20 protein-coding genes are annotated in these 17,884 nt (G+C 71.2%); 14 read left to right on the top strand and 6 right to left on the bottom strand.

The annotated features are described in order from the left end of the window. A partial coding sequence (locus GA0115233_RS11445; RefSeq protein ID WP_255310143.1) for an SRPBCC family protein occupies positions 1–497 on the top strand: 497 nt, incomplete at its 5' end. A 45-nt stretch (positions 498–542) separates the two neighbouring features. Next, positions 543–2,660: a HEAT repeat domain-containing protein gene (locus GA0115233_RS11440; RefSeq protein WP_093720067.1), complete on the top strand. Its 2,118-nt coding sequence runs from the start codon at positions 543–545 to the stop codon at positions 2,658–2,660. A gap of 15 nt (positions 2,661–2,675) precedes the next feature. On the opposite strand, the gene GA0115233_RS11435 is transcribed toward GA0115233_RS11440, so the two are convergent. Further along, positions 2,676–4,418, bottom strand: a complete 1,743-nt coding sequence (locus tag GA0115233_RS11435) for a serine/threonine-protein kinase (RefSeq protein ID WP_093720061.1) — start codon at positions 4,416–4,418, stop codon at positions 2,676–2,678. A 90-nt stretch (positions 4,419–4,508) separates the two neighbouring features. Here GA0115233_RS11435 and GA0115233_RS11430 point away from each other — a divergent pair, with 90 nt between their 5' ends. Together GA0115233_RS11430 and GA0115233_RS11425 are read left to right on the top strand one after the other, a co-directional pair. Next, on the top strand, positions 4,509–4,982 hold the full coding sequence (locus GA0115233_RS11430) for a hypothetical protein (RefSeq protein WP_093720060.1): 474 nt from the start codon (positions 4,509–4,511) through the stop codon (positions 4,980–4,982). A 253-nt stretch (positions 4,983–5,235) separates the two neighbouring features. Next, positions 5,236–6,126 carry a glycoside hydrolase family 19 protein gene (locus GA0115233_RS11425; protein ID WP_093720059.1) on the top strand — a complete coding sequence of 297 codons (891 nt, stop codon included), beginning with the start codon at positions 5,236–5,238 and terminating at the stop codon, positions 6,124–6,126. Positions 6,127–6,219: 93 nt separating this feature from the next. Here GA0115233_RS11425 and GA0115233_RS11420 read toward each other — a convergent pair whose 3' ends face one another. Then, positions 6,220–6,834: a DUF308 domain-containing protein gene (locus GA0115233_RS11420; protein WP_093720058.1), complete on the bottom strand. Its 615-nt coding sequence runs from the start codon at positions 6,832–6,834 to the stop codon at positions 6,220–6,222. Positions 6,835–6,962: 128 nt separating this feature from the next. Here GA0115233_RS11420 and GA0115233_RS11415 point away from each other — a divergent pair, with 128 nt between their 5' ends. From GA0115233_RS11415 to GA0115233_RS11400, 4 genes are all read left to right on the top strand, one after another. After that, positions 6,963–8,144 carry a sensor histidine kinase gene (locus tag GA0115233_RS11415; protein WP_093720057.1) on the top strand — a complete coding sequence of 394 codons (1,182 nt, stop codon included), beginning with the start codon at positions 6,963–6,965 and terminating at the stop codon, positions 8,142–8,144. Further along, a complete protein-coding gene (locus GA0115233_RS11410; RefSeq protein WP_093720056.1) occupies positions 8,141–8,809 on the top strand; it encodes a response regulator transcription factor in 669 nt (222 codons plus the stop codon). Before GA0115233_RS11415 ends, GA0115233_RS11410 begins: the two co-directional genes overlap by 4 nt. Positions 8,810–8,898: 89 nt before the next feature. Further along, the gene (locus GA0115233_RS11405) at positions 8,899–9,963 is read left to right on the top strand and encodes a hypothetical protein (protein WP_176711734.1); all 1,065 of its coding nucleotides are present in this window, start codon (positions 8,899–8,901) and stop codon (positions 9,961–9,963) included. Positions 9,964–10,058: 95 nt separating this feature from the next. Then, positions 10,059–10,277, top strand: coding sequence for a hypothetical protein (locus tag GA0115233_RS11400; RefSeq protein ID WP_255310141.1), 219 nt, complete (start codon positions 10,059–10,061; stop codon positions 10,275–10,277). Positions 10,278–10,284: 7 nt separating this feature from the next. Here GA0115233_RS11400 and GA0115233_RS11395 read toward each other — a convergent pair whose 3' ends face one another. From GA0115233_RS11395 to GA0115233_RS11380, 4 genes are all read right to left on the bottom strand, one after another. Continuing rightward, positions 10,285–11,109 (bottom strand): MBL fold metallo-hydrolase, encoded by an 825-nt coding sequence (locus GA0115233_RS11395; RefSeq protein ID WP_093720055.1) that lies wholly within the window; start codon positions 11,107–11,109, stop codon positions 10,285–10,287. Positions 11,110–11,235: 126 nt separating this feature from the next. Next, positions 11,236–11,430, bottom strand: a complete 195-nt coding sequence (locus GA0115233_RS11390) for a CstA-like transporter-associated (seleno)protein (RefSeq protein ID WP_093720054.1) — start codon at positions 11,428–11,430, stop codon at positions 11,236–11,238. Beyond that, the gene (locus GA0115233_RS11385) at positions 11,427–13,580 is read right to left on the bottom strand and encodes a carbon starvation CstA family protein (protein ID WP_093720053.1); all 2,154 of its coding nucleotides are present in this window, start codon (positions 13,578–13,580) and stop codon (positions 11,427–11,429) included. The genes GA0115233_RS11390 and GA0115233_RS11385 overlap by 4 nt, the downstream gene beginning before the upstream one ends. Before the next feature lie 58 nt (positions 13,581–13,638). Next, on the bottom strand, positions 13,639–13,851 hold the full coding sequence (locus GA0115233_RS11380) for a DUF3311 domain-containing protein (protein WP_093720052.1): 213 nt from the start codon (positions 13,849–13,851) through the stop codon (positions 13,639–13,641). A gap of 179 nt (positions 13,852–14,030) precedes the next feature. On the opposite strand from GA0115233_RS11380, the gene GA0115233_RS11375 reads away from it, so the two are divergent. The 6 genes from GA0115233_RS11375 to GA0115233_RS11350 are packed head-to-tail and all read left to right on the top strand — an operon-like array spanning position 14,031 to position 17,788. Then, a complete protein-coding gene (locus GA0115233_RS11375; RefSeq protein ID WP_093720051.1) occupies positions 14,031–15,569 on the top strand; it encodes a sodium:solute symporter family protein in 1,539 nt (512 codons plus the stop codon). Next, the gene (locus GA0115233_RS11370) at positions 15,566–16,135 is read left to right on the top strand and encodes a sigma-70 family RNA polymerase sigma factor (protein WP_093720050.1); all 570 of its coding nucleotides are present in this window, start codon (positions 15,566–15,568) and stop codon (positions 16,133–16,135) included. Before GA0115233_RS11375 ends, GA0115233_RS11370 begins: the two co-directional genes overlap by 4 nt. Then, positions 16,132–16,434, top strand: a complete 303-nt coding sequence (locus GA0115233_RS11365) for a DUF3040 domain-containing protein (RefSeq protein ID WP_093720049.1) — start codon at positions 16,132–16,134, stop codon at positions 16,432–16,434. The genes GA0115233_RS11370 and GA0115233_RS11365 overlap by 4 nt, the downstream gene beginning before the upstream one ends. Before the next feature lie 15 nt (positions 16,435–16,449). Then, entirely contained in the window at positions 16,450–16,962 is a 513-nt protein-coding gene (locus GA0115233_RS11360; RefSeq protein WP_093720048.1) for an NUDIX hydrolase, read from the top strand. A 20-nt stretch (positions 16,963–16,982) separates the two neighbouring features. Then, positions 16,983–17,354 carry a hypothetical protein gene (locus GA0115233_RS11355; protein ID WP_093720047.1) on the top strand — a complete coding sequence of 124 codons (372 nt, stop codon included), beginning with the start codon at positions 16,983–16,985 and terminating at the stop codon, positions 17,352–17,354. Positions 17,355–17,362: 8 nt separating this feature from the next. Continuing rightward, positions 17,363–17,788, top strand: a complete 426-nt coding sequence (locus GA0115233_RS11350) for a contact-dependent growth inhibition system immunity protein (protein WP_093720046.1) — start codon at positions 17,363–17,365, stop codon at positions 17,786–17,788. The last annotated feature ends 96 nt before the right edge of the window (positions 17,789–17,884 follow it).

Below are 17,884 nucleotides of genomic sequence, written 5' to 3'. Positions count from 1 at the left end.
ACCGCATGACCCCCGAGCCCACCGGACGCCTCGTCCCCACTGCCACTGGCCACGACCTGATCCTCGCCCGCACCTACAAGGCCTCCGCCGACGACGTCTGGGCGAGTGTCACCGAGCCGGAGCGCACCGCCCGCTGGTTCGGCCCCTGGCGCGGCGAGGCGGCGCCCGGCAACACCATTGAAGTGCAGATGCTGTTCGAGGAGTCGGAACCCTGGTTCGCCGTGCGGATCGAGGCGTGCGAACCGCCCCGCAGACTCGCTGTCGTGACGCAGGACGAGGCGGGGGGCTGGTTCCTGGAACTGCTGCTCACCGAGACCGACGGCACCACCGAACTGCGCCTGGTCCAGCACCTCACCTCCACGGAGCAGCTCGGCGAGATCGGCCCGGGCTGGGAGTACTACCTGGACCTGCTCACCACCTCACGCACGGGCGGTCCCCGGCCCGCCTTCGAGGACTACTACCCGGCACAGCAGGCGTACTTCGAATCCCTGGCCTGAGCCCGTCGAGCACGAATGTCAGTGCCCCCTGGCATGGTTGCGATCATGCTCGACGGACTTCACGACATCGACTGGGCGTCGATGGACCACGCGTACGGATCGGCCGAGGAAGTACCGGCCCTCCTGGCGGCGATGCGCTCCCCGGACGCGGCGGAGCGCCGCGCGGCCTTCGACCGTTACTACAGCGCCGTTCACCACCAAGGCAGCGTGTACCCGCCCACCGCGGCCAGCCTGCCCTTCCTCTTCGAACTGGTCGCCGACCGGGCCACGCCCGACCGGGCCGCCGTCGTCACGCTGCTGGTCAGCATCGGACGCGAGACCATGGAGTGGGCCTTCGAGGACGAGGACGAGGACGGCAACGAGATCGAGTACTGCCCGCCCATGGGGTACGGACAGGCCAGGACGTTCCTGCGTGAGCGGGGCGGGACCTTCGTCGAACTCGTCCGCGACCCGGACCCGGACGTACGCCTGGCCGCTATCCCCGGGCTCGGACTCTTCCTCGACGACGCCGACCGGGCCGCCGAGGTGCTCCGTGAACGGCTGACCGCCGAGCGCGGCACCCTGGCACGGCTGTGGATCGCGGACACGGCCGCCACCTTGGCACTGCGCCTGCCCGAAGCCGCGCAGCCCGTCAGAGCCTGGCTGGCCGGGATCGCGGCGGACCCCGCCCAGGACCCGACGACCCGCCTCGCGGCCCTGGTGCAGCAGTCCCGCTGCGCCCCGGACGACATCGGCGAGGACGTCGTACCCACCGCCGTCGCCCTTCTGCGCGCGACCTTCCGCGCCCTACCCGCGACGCCGATCCGGACCGTCCCGAGCCACCACTCGACCACGGCCTCCAACGACACGGTCCCACCTCAGATCATCGCCGCGTTCGAAGACCTCGACCGGCACAGTCGGGTCTACGCACTGACCCCGACGCTGCTGCGCACGTTCCACGAAGCACTGGGAGCACGGGTTCCCGAGCGCACCACAGTGCTGGCCGAGCAACTGCGCAGCCCTGACCCCGGCACGCGCCTGGACGCGGTCCGCATGAGCGGCGAGCTGATACGGGCCTGGCGAGGAGACCACACCCGCCTCCTCCTTCTGGTCGCCGACCAACTCGCCCTGGACGAGGAGGAAGTCGCCGCCGAAGCCGCGGCCGTCCTGGAGTCCTGCCACCTCGTCGCCGCCCCGGCCCGCGAAGCACTCGCCACACTGACGGCCGCCCAACGCGCGGCCCACGGCCCCGATGTCTGGGCGGCTCCGGACGCACGCCTGCGCAGATGCCACCAGCAGGCGGTCCGAGCCCTGGCACGCCTCGGTGACGCACGCGCCCTGCCGAGCCTGCTCACGGCGCTGGACAGCGGCGTGGACGCCTGGCGTGCGGTGGAGGTCGTGCGGCATCTGCCGCAGGCGGCGGACCAGTTGACGCCGCGGCTCAACGATCACCTGCGCCGTGTCGACCTGTCCCAGGAGCGGGACGAGATGAGCGCCAACGCCCTCCTGTCCGCGCTGGCCGGGCTGGGCGATCCGGCCGCGATACCGGTGGTGCTGGACACGCTCCGAGCTGCCGTGCTCCACAACCGGCACGGCGTCACACGGTCGGCCCTCCAGGCGCTGCGGGCGTTCGGTCCGGCGGCGGCCGACGCGCGGGACACGATCCGGGCGCTGACCACCAGCACCGACGCGCAGGTAGGACCCGCCGCCGTCGCCGCGCTCTGGGCCGTGGGCGGAGACCGGGCCGAAGCCATGCCCCATTTGCTCCGCATGCTCGACGACTGCATCACCTTCCATGTCAGCGACGCGGCGGACCTGCTGGCCGAGATGGGCCCGCCCGCCTCCGCCGCCCTGCCACGCCTGCGTGAACTCCTGACGCACACCTACGAATGGGTGCGGGTGCATTGCGCGTCAGCGCTCTGGGCCATCGGCGGCGAGACCGAGGCTTCGGCCGTCCTCGAAACCCTCCTCCAAGCCATGACCCAGAACCCCGCGACGGCGAACCACGTCGTGAACTGCCTGGCCCGCATGGGCACCCACGCGGCACCCGCCCTACCCGTGCTCCACGAAGCCATGGCCCAGCCCCGCCGCGGCGGCAGGTTCCAGAACATCGAACACGACGAGGAACTTCAGCGCGTCAGCCGTACGTTGATCACCCGGCTCGACCCATCGGTGTCGGGCTGAGCCGGAGCACAGGTCTCAGTCCTCCGCGGGCATGACGCGAGTCACGTTGCCCTTCAGATCGGCGTCCAGGTAGCCGGTGTCGTGTTCGTCGCCCAGGTACACGGCCAGTCCCAGAGGGGTGTCGAACGTTTCCGAGGCCGCGCGGACCAGGACGTATCGCGAAGTCGGCTTGTCGACGTTGAGTTCCTTCTCCGCCTTCCTCAGGAGGGCGGGGACGACGTCCCAGTCGAAGTCGTCGAAGGTGAACGGCCGGTTGCCGGAGAAGATCGTGCTGCTGATGATGCCCTTCTCGACGCCACGACCGAGGCGGTAGGTGTAGCTGTCGTACTTCGTGTCACTGCCCTCGACCATGAGCTGCACGTTCACGTAGTCGGGATAGATCGTGAGGTCTCCCGCACGGTTCCGGCCGGTCTCCTCCTCGATCGCCGCCAGCGCCATGCGGATGCCGTCCGGCGTGAGCAGTCCGTTCTTCGCGTCGATCTTGTCGGCCGAAGCGGAGCGGCTCGCGTCGGGCTTCGCCGTGGACGTGGGGGACGAGCCCGACGTCGTGGGGGAGGAGGACTTGCGTGCGTCGGGCGTGGACGTCCCGGGTGAGCCCGCCGAGGAGTTGTCGGCCTTGCCGTTGTCGTCGGGGAGGAAGTTCCACACCAGCGTTCCGACCAGCAGCACGCCCGCGGCGGACGAGGCGACCGCGAGTCCGCGCTTGCCCCGCCCACCGGGTCGCGGTGCCGTGGGCTGGACGGTCGTCGTGCCCGGACTCGGCGTCCAGCCGCCGGGGGTGACGGTCTGCGCGGGCGGCCCGAAACCGGTGGGCGGCGGTCCGAACCCGGCAGGCGTGGCAGGCGTCACCGGCGCGGAGGGGCCGGGCGGCGGAGCCAGAGGGTACGACGTCGCCGGGTGCCCCGCCTGCGGGCCCGTGGCCTCGGCGGCGGCCGCGAGCATCCGGTCCGCCGTCTCGGTGTCCGGCCGCCGCGCCGGGTCCTTGGCGAGCATGGCGTTGAGGAACGGCGTCAGCGGTCCCGAACGCTGGGGCGGGGGCAACTCCTCGCTCAGCAGGGCCGCCAGCGTCGCCAGCGTGGTTCCCCTGCGCAGCGGGTGGTGCCCCTCGACGGCGACGTACAGCATCATCGCCAGCGACCACAGGTCGGAGCCCGGGCCGCCCTCGCCGCCCGAGATACGTTCGGGCGCCATGTAGTCGGGCGTGCCGATGAGGGAGCCGGTCATGGTCAGGACCGTGGACTCCCTGATCGCCGCGATGCCGAAGTCGGTCAGGACGGGACGCCCGTCGGGCCGCAGGAGCACGTTGGCGGGCTTCACATCGCGGTGCTGGATACCGACGTCGTGCGCGGCGCGCAGCGCGGCCAGCACCTCGCGGCCGATACGCGCCGCCTCGACGGGCGTCAATGGGCCCTGTTCGAGCCGGTCCTGGAGGGAGCCCCCGGTGACCAGTTCCATGACGATCCAGGGGTAGGCGTGGTCCCCTCCGTCGACCACGTGGTGGATGGTCACCACGTTGGGATGGTCGACGCGGGCCAGCGCCCTGGCCTCGCGCAGCACGCGGGCCCGGAGCGTGGCCGCGGCCTGCGGATCGTACTCGGCCAGCCCCGGATCCGAGGGCCGTACCTCCTTGAGTGCCACGGCCCGGTCCAGTACCAGGTCGCGCGCCCGCCACACCATGCCCATACCGCCGCCACCGAGCCGCGCCTCCAGCTCGAAGCGCCCGTCGATGACCCGTCTGCCGGATACCCCGTCGTTCATGGCGAGGAGCCTACGAGACACCGGTGACAGGCGCTCGGGTGAGGGGGCTTTAACGTCTCCCTGGAGAGCCACGGGGAGGGGTATGTGCGCATGGCCTACGTTCTGCAGGCTGTGATCGCCGCCGACCGGGTGCTGCGCACCGCCGCCCGGGATCTGCCGGCCGCCCGCCCGGCACCACTGGCCCAGGGCCTGTCGCTGATGCCCCTGACGGACGCCCTCCGGGATGCCCTGGCGGGCGGGGACAACGCGGGCACGGAAGGGTTTTGGCGGCTGCCGGCCGGTCTCGCCGGGGCTGCCTCCGCGTGGTCCGCCACGGGGCCGGTGGCCTACGTGGAAGCCGAGTATTTCGGCGGCACCGGTGAGCAGCACGCCGTCGTATGGGACCGCGGAGCCCTCGCCCTGGGACCGCTCCACGTGGAGGAGGGGCAGTCGACGCCCGCCGTCGGGAGTCCGATCTCCCAGGCCTTGCGACGGCTGGGGGTGGTGGTGGGCGGGGGCGATGAGGACGAGTTCGCGGCCGTCGGACTGGGACGGCGCCGGAGTACCTCCGCCTGGCTCGCCTGACGGCGGCTACCGGCCCGCACGTATCCGGGCGATCCGCCCGCAGAGGGCCTCAACCCGGCACCCCCGCCCGTGAATTGGTCCAGACCTGACTGGTCTACACCCTTGACTGGTACAGACCAAAGCGGTTGAGTGGTGTGGCACAACCCCCCACCACGGCCGCCCCCACGCCGTGTCCGGTCAACCGGTGCGTGCGGTGCGGGCTCGCTGCGTGCTGCCCCGAGGAGCGGCCGTGCCCCGCAAAGGAGTTGATTCAGTGTCGAGACGTCGTGTCTCCGCCGTCGTGGCCGTCCTCGCCCTCGCCGGCGCCGCCCCGGTGCTGCTTCCCGCCACGAACGCCGCCGCCGCGGCGTGCTCCAGCTACCCCGGCTGGGTCGCCGGCCAGTGGTACAACGCCGGTGACATCGTTCGCTACACCGACGGCAAGGCGTACGTGGCCGAGCACGCCAACCCGGGTTACGACCCGACCGTCAGCACCTGGTACTGGGAGCCGTACGCCTGCGACAACGGGCCGGGCAACCCCGACGCGCGCTTCGTCGTGTCGGAGGCGCAGTTCAACCAGATGTTCCCGAACCGGAACTCCTTCTACACCTACAGCGGCCTCACCGCGGCCCTGAACGCCTACCCCGGTTTCGCCAACACCGGCAGCGACACGGTGAAGAAGCAGGAGGCCGCCGCCTTCCTGGCCAACGTCAGCCACGAGACCGGCGGACTGGTCCACGTGGTGGAGCAGAACCAGGCCAACTACCCGCACTACTGCGACTGGAGCCGGCCCTACGGCTGTCCCGCGGGACAGGCCGCCTACTACGGCCGCGGCCCGATCCAGCTGTCCTGGAACTTCAACTACAAGGCCGCGGGCGACGCGCTCGGCATCGACCTGCTCAACAACCCCTGGCTGGTGCAGAACGACGCGGCCGTCGCCTGGAAGACGGCGCTGTGGTACTGGAACACCCAGACCGGCCCCGGCTCCATGACCCCGCACAACGCCATGGTCAACGGCGCCGGATTCGGCCAGACCATCCGCTCCATCAACGGCTCCCTGGAGTGCGACGGCAAGAACCCGGCGCAGGTGCAGAGCCGCGTGAACACCTACCAGCGGTTCACGCAGATCCTCGGTGTGTCCCCCGGCGGCAACCTGTACTGCTGACGGCGGAACCCGAGCACGGCGGCACGTGGAGTGTCATGCCCCTGACCGGCAGGTAGGCATCCCGCGTGCCGCCACCCCAAGGCGCGGCAAGGTTCAGCGGCTCCCGCGCCGCGCCCGGACGCTCAGCGCGACGACGGATACCAGGAACCAGAAGGCACCGAAGGCCGAGTACCCGGCCACGGTGGACAGCGCGCTCGCCGCCGAGCCGGACGTGCCCGCGATGACGGCCCCGGCGAGCACGGACTGCCCGCCGCTGACGATCATGGGCCACTGGGCGCCGACGGTCCGGCGGCGCCGCAGCGCCACGACGAGCTGCACGGCCCCGGCGAGCAGGGCCCAGACCCCGAACACGAGCAGGGCCGCCCTGACGGTGGAGAAGGCGGCCACGGCCATCCCTGCCGCGGTGGCGAGCCCGAGCCCCACATTGACGGCGCCGACACGGTCCAGGGACCCGGTTCCGGCCAGCCGGCGCTCCAGGATCGTGGACCCGGCATCCCACAGCGGGTAGACGACGAGCAGCACGCCCGCGATCGCCGTGACCCTGTCCGGTGACTCCAGCGAGGCGGACGTGGTGAGCACGAGCGCCACCCAGACGAGGGAGAACGCCACTCGGACGAGGTGGAGCGAACGGAGCCCGGAGGACGTCGTACCGGCAGTGGACGCGGCCGTGGACGCGGCAGTCGGATGTGCGGCAGCGGTCTGAGTCATCGCATGTCCCAAAGTGATCGTTTCGGAGTGAGACGGTCGCCTCGGTCAGGAGTCTCATCGGCCGGGGGCGGGGCCGCGTACTACGTTCGAAGTACGTCGTCGCCGCAGGTCTGGACGAGAATCGGGCCATGGTCAAGGCACAGAACAGTCCCGACGGGCCCGCGGTCCCGCTGTGGGTCCGCCGCCCCGAGGCGCTGAACCTCGCCGCCTACGCGGTGGCCGCGCTGGTGTTCACCGGCCAGATCGTGGCCGTGGTCCTGCGCGGCTCCGACTGGCCCACGGCCCTCTCCGTGCTCCTCGCCGGCGGCGGTGTCGCGCTGTCGTGGTGGCGGCCGTGGGCGGGACTGTTCGTGGCGAGCGCGGCGTCCTTCGCCGTCACAGCCGTGGGCCACGACCCGCTGTCGGTGTGGATGATGGCGGTGCTCGTCCTGTTCTCGGCCACGCTGAGGGGCAGACAGCCGGTGGCCGCGACCGCCCTGGTCGCCGCGTTCTTCCTCGGGGCGTTCATGACGCTGGGCGGATTCCGGGGCGGCGCGATCACGGGCGCCGCCGCGCTCTTCTCGGCCATCGCGGGAGGCGCGACCGGGGCCGCCCTGCGCATCCACCGGGAGCACTGGCTCATCCTGGAGGAACGCGCCGAGACCGCCCTCGCCACCCGCGAGATCGAAGCCACCCGCCGGGTGACCGAGGAACGGCTCCGCATCGCCCGGGACCTGCACGACGTCATCGGCCACCAGGTCGCCTTGCTGAGCATGCACCTCGGCGCCGCGGAGATCGGCCTGCCCGAGGACGCCGACGACTCCCGGCAGGCCCTCGTCTCGGCGCGCTCCAGCGCCCGCACCGTCGTCGTCGAGACTCAGCGCATCCTGGAGCTCCTGCGCCTGCGGGACACCGTCACCGACGACGAGGCCCTGCGGCCGACCCCGGCTCTCAGCGGTCTGGAAGCCCTGGTCGCCTCCTTCGAGAGCATCGGCCTCGACGTACGGCCCACGCTCGACCTGCCCGCCGGTTTCGTGGAGCCGAGCGTCGGCGTGACGGTCTACCGGGTCGTGCAGGAGGCGCTCACCAACGCCTACCGGCACGGCGAGGGACCGGCGACGGTGGAGGTGCGCGAGTACGGGGGAAGGATCCGCGTCACCGTGGAGAACCGTGTCGCCGACACGTCCCCGGACTCCGGACCGGGCTCCGGCCTCGGCCTGGTGGGGATGCGCGAGCGCGTCGAGTCCTCCCACGGGCGGCTGACGATCGACACGCACGACGGCCGATTCCGGGTCCGCGCGGAGTTCAGCCCCCTGGGAGCGGCCGTATGACGCCACGGACCAGGATCCTGATCGTCGACGACGAGCCCGGGATCCGGGCCGGTATCAGGGCGATGCTCCGCCTCGACCCCGGCCTGGTCGTCGTGGGCGACCTCGCCGATGGGCTCCAGGTCGCCCCCTTCCTCCGCGAGCACCCCGTCGACCTGGTCCTGATGGACATCCGCATGCCCGGCATCGACGGCGTGGAGGCCACCCGCCGGATCCGCGCGGAGCACCCGCCGGAGAAGCTGCGGGTGATCGTGCTGACCACCTTCGACCAGGACGACATCGTTCTCGGCGCCCTGCGCGCCGGCGCCAACGGCTTCCTGAGCAAGACCGTCAGCCCCGCCGAACTCGTCGCCGGAATCACCGAGGTCATGGGCGGAGGCGGCGCCCTGTCGGCCGCCGCGACGGCCGCGCTCATCGGACACGTGGCCGACAGCCGGACCCCGGTCGTCGACCGCGAACTCCTGCGCCGCTTCGACGCCCTGACCCCCAGGGAGCGGGATGTGGTCGTCCTCGTCGCGAGCGGACTCGGCAACGACGAGATCGCGGCCCGGATGTCGGTGTCCCCGTTCACCGTGAAGACCCATGCGGTACGCGCCATGACCAAGGTCGGCGCACGCGACCGTGCCCAACTGGTCTCGTTCGCCTTCCGCGCCGGGCTCTACCCCTGAACTCCCGCACCGCGAAGCGGTGATGAGCGCCCCGCCGAAGCCCGTCAGGGCAGCCGGTCATTGTCAGTGGCTGATGGCAGGATCACCGCATGGCTATCGTACGGACCACTCCACCGCGGCCGGTCGACGTGCCCGCGGTCTTTCCAGAACTCGCCTCGCTGGCGCGCCCCGCGATCCGGCTGCACCCTCGCCCCGGTGAACCCTCGGTCAAGGAGAGTTCCGTCGGGGGACCCCTGCTGTGGCCGGCGGACGAGCCGTGGCCGCACTGCGAAGGCCCCCACGTGGACGCCGGGTTCCGCAGGCCGCCGGCCGAAGTGCGGATGGAAAGGCGCAGACGGGCGCGGCTGCACCGTGACCCCGAAGGCCCCGCCTGCACACCCGAGGAAGCGGCCGTCAAGGAGCAGGCCGCCGCAAGGCTGAGCGAGCGACTCGACTCCGCACTCCCGCGGCCTGCGGACAGCCCGGTCCCCATGCTGCCCGTGGCCCAACTGTATGTACGCGACATACCGCTGCTGCGTCCGCCGGGCCAGGCCGACCTGCTCCAGATCCTTTGGTGCGCCTACGACCACGAACCGAACTACAAACCCGCGACGGCCCTGTTCTGGCGCTCCGCCGCCGAGGTGGTCGACATCCTCGACGCACCGCCGGAACCGTACGAGGCGGAGTACGACGGCTACGTTCCCCAGCCCTGCCTGTTGGCACCGGAAACCGTCACCGAATACCCCAACAGCCTCGATCTCGGCCCGGAGTTGAGCCGGGTGGTGGGGGACTGGAGCCGATGGCAGGCGGCCGGCGCAGCCGTGGACGACGCGTACGCGGAGTACCCGGCGGAGTTCTACGACAGCGACCTGGCCGATTCCCCGGGCTGGAAGGTCGGTGGCTGGCCTCCGTGGGGCCGCACCGACCCGCACCCGTGCTACTGCACCGTGTGCGAGGCACGGATGGTCCCGCTGCTGACCATCGCATCCTTCGAATGGGACGGCGAGACGGACGGCTGGGTACCCTACGAGGACCGGGCCGCGGCCGCATCCGACTACCCCGCCGGCCTGAGCCCCGCCCAGCCGACGGGAGTCGAGGTCGGCAGCACGGACAACATGCAGCTCTATGTCTGCCCGGAGTCGCCGGAGCACCCGCATACCGACTTGATCCAGTGAGCCGTCGCTGAATCCGGATCGTCCAGGGGGACGAGGACACTGCCCGTGCGGGCGCGGACGACCTCGGCGACGCCGTCTGTGCGTGGGGGTTCGTGGTGGGGGAGTGGCACGCCGCTGCGGCGGCGACGCGGGACCGGAAGCGGGACACGAGCTGTGAGCGCCAGATCGGCTGGGAGGTGGCCGCGAAGGCAGCCGTGCGCGCCGGTCGGCCGGTGATCGAGGGGCCGGCCTCCTCCGTGCGGCCGGAAGAGGCCGGGCCCGCCCGGGAGTTGCTGCGGGTGATGGACGGGACGCCGCCGTTCCCCGAGCTGTGAGCCGTCATCACGCAGACACGAACGGCTCCGACAAGTGCGGTGTCGCCAGATGCAGCGTGGTGGCGGCCGGGCGGTCGAGCATGCGCTGCCTTGAGAGCCTGGCCGTCTCGGCGTCGGCCTCGTGTGCGTAGGCGAGTCGGGGATGCAGGAGCTGGAGCGCGTGGACGAGGAGGTCGCCCGTGACGAGGGCCTGTTCCCGTCCGTCGGCGATCAACACGCTCTGGTGGCCCGGCGTGTGACCCGGCGTGGCGACCACCCGGCCCGTGCGCAGCGGCGTGTCACCGTCGAGGAGCCGGAGTTGGCCGGTGGCCGCGAGCACATCGGTCAGCGTCTCGCGAAGCTGCGGGTTGAGGGCGTCGAGCGCGTCGAACTCGGCCCGCTGAAGCAGGTATTCGGCGTGGGGGAAGTAGGGGCGACGGCCGCTGCCGGTCCCGCCCGCCTCGGTCACGACCGCCCATCCGACGTGATCGGTGTGCAGATGCGTGAGCACCACGGTGTCGACCTCGCCCGGCTCGATCCCCGCCGCGGCGAGCGAGTCGGGCAGTACGCCCGGCACCGGCGCCCACGCCGCGGCGGGACTGTCCGCGGGACCGATTCCGGCGTCCACGAGGGTGACGCCGTGGTCGTCCCGGATCGCGAACGCCCGGAACCGCAGCAGCCAGCGCCCCTCGGCGTCCACGGCGCCGGGGTCGTAGGCATCGGCCTCCGCCCACTGGGCGGCGGTGGCCCCGGGGAACGCCTCGGCGCGCGGGGTGAAGAACGGGCCCTCACCGTCGGGGAGGGCGATGATCTCGGTCGAACCGATCCGGAGACGGGGAAGGCTGGGTGACATGGCCGTGATCCTTCCACGTGGGGCGGGATCAAGGGCCTGTTCAGGGTGCCGAGTTGCAGACCCGCGCCACGGCAGACCCACGGGGCCGACAGCGGTTACGCGCCGTCGGCCCCGCGTCCCGAGGGATCAGCAGCAGCGGCTCATGGGCTGACCCTCCCGCTGCCTGGCCTGCTGCTCGTCGAACTCCCGCCGGGTGGGCGCCGGAAGGTGGGGGTGCAGTTCGCGGTGCCGGGCGCAGTAGCGCTCGTACTGCGCCTCACCAGTGAGCTCCCGGAGATACCAGCGCACGGTGCGCAGCATCCGTACGGCCCGCGTCCTCATGACCGGGTCCCCACCAGCGCCTCGTCGGAGGTCTCCGGCGCGTCGAGGCGGGACTCGACGTACGGCACCTCCGAGGTCGGCAGCGGTTCCGGCGTACGGACCGCGCGGACGCACACCACCGCGCAGTTGACCAGGACGATGAGGACCAGCAGGAGGAAGATCGCCATGAGTACGCCGTCGACGGTGTTGTTGAGGACGATGGTGTGCATGTCGTCCATGTTCGCGGCGCCGGGCAGCAGTTCGCCCTCGTCGATGGCCTGGGAGTACTTGTCGCGGAGGGCGAAGAAGCCGATCTTCGGGTCGTCGGAGAAGATCTTCTGCCAGCCCGCGGTGAAGGTGACGGCCACGTCCCAGGCGAGCGGGATGCCGGTGACCCAGGCCCAGCGCAGCTTGCCGTGCTTGACGAGGATCGTGGTGGTGATGGCCAGGGCGACCGCGGCCAGGAGCTGGTTGGCGATGCCGAACAGCGGGAAGAGCTGCTTGATCCCGCCGAGCGGGTCGGTGACGCCGGCGTAGAGGAAGTAGCCCCAGGCGCCGACGACCAGGGCGCTGGTGATCCAGATGCCGGGCTTCCAGGTGACGCGGCCGATGGGCTTCCAGACGTTGCCGAGCATGTCCTGGAGCATGAACCGGCCCACGCGGGTACCGGCGTCGACCGTGGTGAGGATGAACAGCGCCTCGAACATGATCGCGAAGTGGTACCAGAACGCCTTCATCCCGGCGCCGCCGAACACCCCGGAGAAGATCTCCGACATGCCCACGGCCAGGGTCGGCGCACCGCCGGAGCGGCCCACCAGCGTCTCCTCCTCGACCGCCTTGGCGGCGGCGGTGAGCTGGTCGGGGGTGATGGTGAAGCCGATGTTCTTGACCGCTTCCGCCGCCGTGTCCACCGTCGGGCCGAGCAGGGCGGCGGGGGCGTTCATGGCGTAGAACAGGCCGGGTTCGAGCACGCAGGCGGCGATCAGCGCCATGACGGCCACGAAGGACTCCGTGAGCATGGAGCCGTAGCCGATGAGGCGGACCTGGGACTCCTTCCGGATCAGCTTCGGGGTCGTGCCGGAGGAGACCAGGGCGTGGAAGCCGGACAGGGCGCCGCAGGCGATGGTGATGAACAGGAAGGGGAAGAGGGAGCCGGAGAAGACGGGACCCTCGCCGTTGGAGGCGAAGTCGGTGACCGACTCGGCCTTGAGGTTCGGGGCGGCGACGAGCACGCCCACCGCCATCAGCGCGATGGTGCCGACCTTCATGAAGGTGGACAGGTAGTCACGGGGCGCCAGCAGCAACCACACCGGCAGGACGGAGGCGACGAAGCCGTAGCCGATCAGGCAGAAGACCAGGGTCTCCGGGCTCCAGATGAAGTGCTCGGCGAGGGAGGAGTCCTGGACCCAGCCGCCGCCGACGATGGCGAGCAGCAGCAGGGCCACGCCGATGAGGCTGGTCTCCACGACCTGGCCGGGGCGCAGGTAGCGCAGGTAGAAGCCCATGAAGAGGGCGATCGGGATGGTCATGGTGACCGAGAAGGTGCCCCAGGCGGACTCGGCGAGGGCGTTGACGACGACCATGGCGAGCACCGCGAGCAGGATGATCATGATGGCGAAGACGCCGAGCAGCGCGGCGGCTCCGCCCACCCTGCCGATCTCGTCGCGGGCCATCTGGCCGAGGCTCTTGCCGTCGCGGCGCATGGAGAGGAACAGGACGATCATGTCCTGGACCGCGCCGGCGAAGATCACGCCCGCGATGATCCAGATCGTGCCCGGCAGATAGCCCATCTGCGCGGCCAGGACCGGGCCGACCAGCGGGCCGGCGCCGGCGATCGCCGCGAAGTGGTGGCCGAAGAGCACCCGCTTGTCGGTGGGGTGGAAGTCGACGCCGTCCTCCAGCCGCTCGGCGGGCGTGGCGCGGGTGTCGTCCACCTCCAGGACGCGGCGCGCGATGAACCGCGAGTAGAAGCGGTAAGCGATGGCGTACGAGCCGAGCGCGGCCACGACCAGCCAGACGGCCGAGATCTCCTCGCCCCGGGACAGGGCGAGCACGGCCCAGGCGATCGCTCCGACGAGTGCGACGGCGCTCCAGATGGCGACGGACTTGGGCGACATCCGTGAGGTGCCTGGAGCCTTGCCGTCGGATACGGGCGGGGCTGATGTGGGCATGACGACTCCCGATCTCAAAAGGTGAGCAACGAGGCGAATCAGTACGGGGAACTGCGGCTCAGCGATGTCGGTGCGTCAGTACGTACGCGGCCAGCAGACACAGGCAGCACCCCGGCACCCAGGCGAGCTGGTACCAGTAGAAGAAGGGCGTGCCCGCCAGCCGCGGATCGGCACCGGCGTACAGCGGAACCCCCAGCAGACCGGCCGCGGGTGCGAGCAGCAGGGCGGGTATCACGACGCGCCGTAGCCGGTTGTCACCCCTGCGTGCCATGACCTGCCCTCCCCTCCCGTCAGCTGTGGGTTTGTGCAAGAGTTGCCGACCGACCGGAGACGGTTGACAGCGTATGTCGAGAAAATGTCGCGGAAATTTCCCGCCGTCTCCTGTCCTCCGAACGAGGGACTCGCGCAACTGCGTGAGTGAGGGCACTTGCACACCAAGGACGGTGAACCATGGCGGACGGCGCCATGACCACGACGTTCCTCGCCGTGATCGGCGGAGCGTCGCTGCTCGCCGTCACCGCCCGCCGCCTGCGCCCGACCGACCGGCTCCCCTCCTTGGAGGGCTGGGCGCTCGCCGACCGCAGCCTCGGCCCGGTCTGGACCTGGCTGCTGCTCGGCGGCACGATCTTCACCGCGTACACCTTCGCCGCCGTCCCCGGCCTCGCCTACGGCAACGGCGCGCCCGCCTTCTTCGCCGTGCCGTACACGGTGATCGTCTGCCCCCTGGCCTTCGTCCTGCTCGCCCGCCTGTGGACCGTCGCGAACCGGCACGGCTACGTCACGGCGGCCGACTTCGTGCGCGGCCGGTACGGCTCGGCGCCGCTCGCCCTGGTGGTCGCGCTCACCGGCATCCTCGCGACCATGCCGTACCTCGCGCTGCAACTGCTCGGCATACGGGCCGTGCTGGCGGCGGGCGGCCTGTACCCGGGCGGCGTGACCGGGGACGCGCTGATGGTGGCCCTCTTCGCGGGCCTGGCCATCGCCACCTACCGGCACGGACTGCGCGCCCCGACCGTCATCTCGGCCCTCAAGGCCATCGCCGTGTTCGTCTCCCTCACCGCGGTGACCTGGCTGGTCCTCGACCGCCTCGGCGGCCCCGGCCCCGTCTTCGACGGCGCGGCCGAACGCCTCGGAGGCCCGGCCCTCCTCCTCACTCCGGAACAGCAGCCGGCCTACGCCACCCTCGCCCTCGGCTCGGCCCTCGCCCTGCTGATGTACCCGCATGTGCTGACCGCGGGCTTCGCCGCCGACGGCCCGGAGACCCTGCGCAAGGTCTCGGTGGCCCTGCCCGCCTGGACCGGACTGCTCGCCCTCTTCGGCTTCCTCGGCATCGCGGCCCTCGCGACCGGCGTGCAGGCCCCCGAGGGCGGCGCCGAGGCAGCAGTGCCGATGCTGGTGGACCGCCTGATGCCGTCCCCGCTGGCGGGCCTGGTCTTCGGCGCGATCACCGTAGGAGCGCTGGTCCCCGCGGCGGTGATGTCCATCGCGGCCGCCACCAGCTTCGTACGCAATGTGTACGTCGAGTACGTCCATCCCACGGCCACGCCCAAGCGCCAGGTACGGGTCGCCAAGCTCGTCTCCCTCACCGCCAAGGTCGGCGCGGTGGCGTTCGTGTTCGGGCTGCGCGACCAGGACGCGATCAACCTCCAGCTCCTCGGCGGGGTCTGGATCCTGCAGATCTTCCCGGCCGTCGCCGTGGGCCTGTACACCGGCTGGCTGCACCCGCGGGCGCTGCTGGCCGGATGGGGCGTGGGCATGCTCGCGGGCACCGCCATGGTCGTCCGGGGCGGGTTCTCCTCGATCGTGCCGCTCGGCTCCGGCCCCGAGATCTACGCCGGACTGGCCGCCCTGCTCCTCAACATGACCGTGGCTGTGGCCGGCACCTTCGTGCTGAGCCGCCTCGGCGTCCCGCGCGGCGCCGACCTGACCGACCTGCCGTCACGCCTGCTCGCCAGGCGGCACCCCGAGACGGGAGCCAACAACGCATGAGACAGCATGTGAGACCCGAGCGCGGCACGGCGGTGTCCGCCGTGCCCCTGCCTCCCGCGGCGAGCGACCCGGCGGACGCGGAGCGCGAGGCCGGGGTGGCCCGCCTGTTCGAGGCGCACTACTCGTCGATGCTGCGTCTCGCCGTCCTGCTCGGCGCCGACGACCCGGAGAACGTGGTCGCGGAGGCGTACTACCAGATCTACCGCAAGTGGCGCCGCCTGAAGGACACCGCCGCCGCGGAGGCCTACCTGCGTTCCACCGTCTGCAACCTGACCCGCATGCGGATACGGCACCTGCAGGTGGTCCGCAAGCACGTGGAGAAGCCCGCCGACGAACTCGTCGCCTCCGCCGAGAGCACGGCGATTCTCCGCGACGACCAGCGCGTCCTCATGGACGCGCTCCAGCAGTTGCCCGCCCGCCAGCGCGAGGCCCTCGTGCTGCGCCACTGGCTCGGACTGAAGGAGAGCGAGATCGCCGCCGCGATGGGCATCTCCTGCGGCTCCGTCAAGACCCACACCTCACGCGGCCTCGCCGCCCTGACCCAGGCGATGGAGGCCCGGCGATGAACAACACCGGTGCGGACCGCACGGAACAGGAACTCCGCGAGGCGCTTGCCGCCCTCGCCGACGGCGTCCAGGCCGCTCCCGACCCCGACGTCTACCGCACGGCACGCGGCGAATGGCGCCGCCGCGAACGACGCCGCCGCCTCGTCCTCGCGGTCCTGATCGCGGTCGTCTTCACCCTGGCGACCCTGCTGGGCCTGTGGGTCCTGAACCAGGCCCCCGAGAAGCCGGGCGTGATCTTCTCGGGGAACGGGACGGTCGTGGGGATGTCGACGGAGGCGCCGCCGGCCGGGGACGACTAACCGGGCGTCGCGACGATGTCAGTGGGTCCTGCGAGGCTGTCCGTCGTGGACGAACTCGTGGAACGCGTCGACGCGGCAGACCGGGTACTCGGGGTGGTCAGCCGGAGGCAGGCTGTCAGAGAGAACTGGCTGCACCGGATCGGCGTGACGGTGTGCCGCGACGAGCACGCCCGCTACCTGGTCCATCGACGTGCCGATCAACTGTCCCGCTTCCCAGGCCACTACGAACTCGGGATCGGGGGAGCGGCGGGTGTCGGCGAGTCCTACGAGCAGGCCGCCGCGCGCGAACTGGCCGAGGAGCTGGGGATGTCGGCGCCGGTGCGCTTCCGGTTCAAGTTCCTCAACCGGCGCGGGCTGAGCCCGCATTGGCTCGGCGTGTGCGATGCCGAGCTTTCGCAGACCGGCACCCCCGACCCCGGTGAGGTGTCCTGGCACGGCTGGCTGACCGAGCCCGAGCTGCGACGGGCTCTGGGCCAGTGGACCTTCACTCCTGACAGCCAGGAGATATTCGATCGGTACCGTCACTGACTGCCCGTTACAGTGCTCGGATGTGCGTCTACGCCATGGCCTCCTACAAGCTGCATTACGCCTGCCTGTCGTGCCGTGTCAGCTTCAAGCGGCATGCCGATCCGCGGCGGGAGCACATGTGCCCCAATTGTTCCGGCCCCCTCACCTGCGCAGGCCACGACTTCGCTCCGCCGCGCAGGCGTGATGTCCGTAAGTGGGCGGCCGTGGCAGCGGTGTTGGGGGAGGGGCTGCGTTACGAAGGGCGGACGGCGTGCGGGTGCGGCAAGGAGCCCAAGTACCGCCCGCGGACACGAGCCGAAGTCCGGGTACGCCGGACGGTCGCCGCGAGGGAGGGACTCGCGCTGTCCGAGGCGCTGTCCAGGCCGGATCCGCTGACTCCGCTGATGGATTGACCGCTGCCATGAACCGCCTGCTGCACCTCGACCGCACGCTCGACGAACTCGACCCGCCCCGCTGGGAGGAGTCGGCCGCCTCGGAGGCAACCCCCTTGGTGCGCAAGGTGCATGCGCTGCGGCGGATGCGCCTCGGGGAGCTCACACCGGCGGATCTGCGCACCCTCGTGTCGCAGCAGGTAGGTCTGCCGTTCGTGCTTCCCCTCGCGGTGCGCCTGCTGCTCGACGAGCCCTTGCTCGATGCCTACTTCTACGAGGGTGACCTGTTGTTCGCCGTGGTGAGCGTTCCGGAGTCGTCCTGGGCCGTGTTCCCGGACCTTGCGGGCTCATTGCGCACCGTCATCCTGGCCCTGCCGGACAACGCGGTGGACAGCATGCCCCCCGGCGCCGCCGAGCAACTCGCCCGCTTCGCCCACCGCCAAGTGGGCCACTGAACCCGACCCGTCCTCCGTGACTTCACCTCCCGGAGGAGGAGGCCAATGTCAGACCCCTCGCCTAGGCTGGCGCACAGATTCGATCAAGGAGTGGGA

The organism is Streptomyces sp. DI166 (genome assembly GCF_900091315.1).
Classification (GTDB): domain Bacteria; phylum Actinomycetota; class Actinomycetes; order Streptomycetales; family Streptomycetaceae; genus Streptomyces; species Streptomyces fuscus.
Note: the sequence above shows the minus strand (reverse complement) of the source record. Positions and strands in the feature narration are given on the sequence as shown.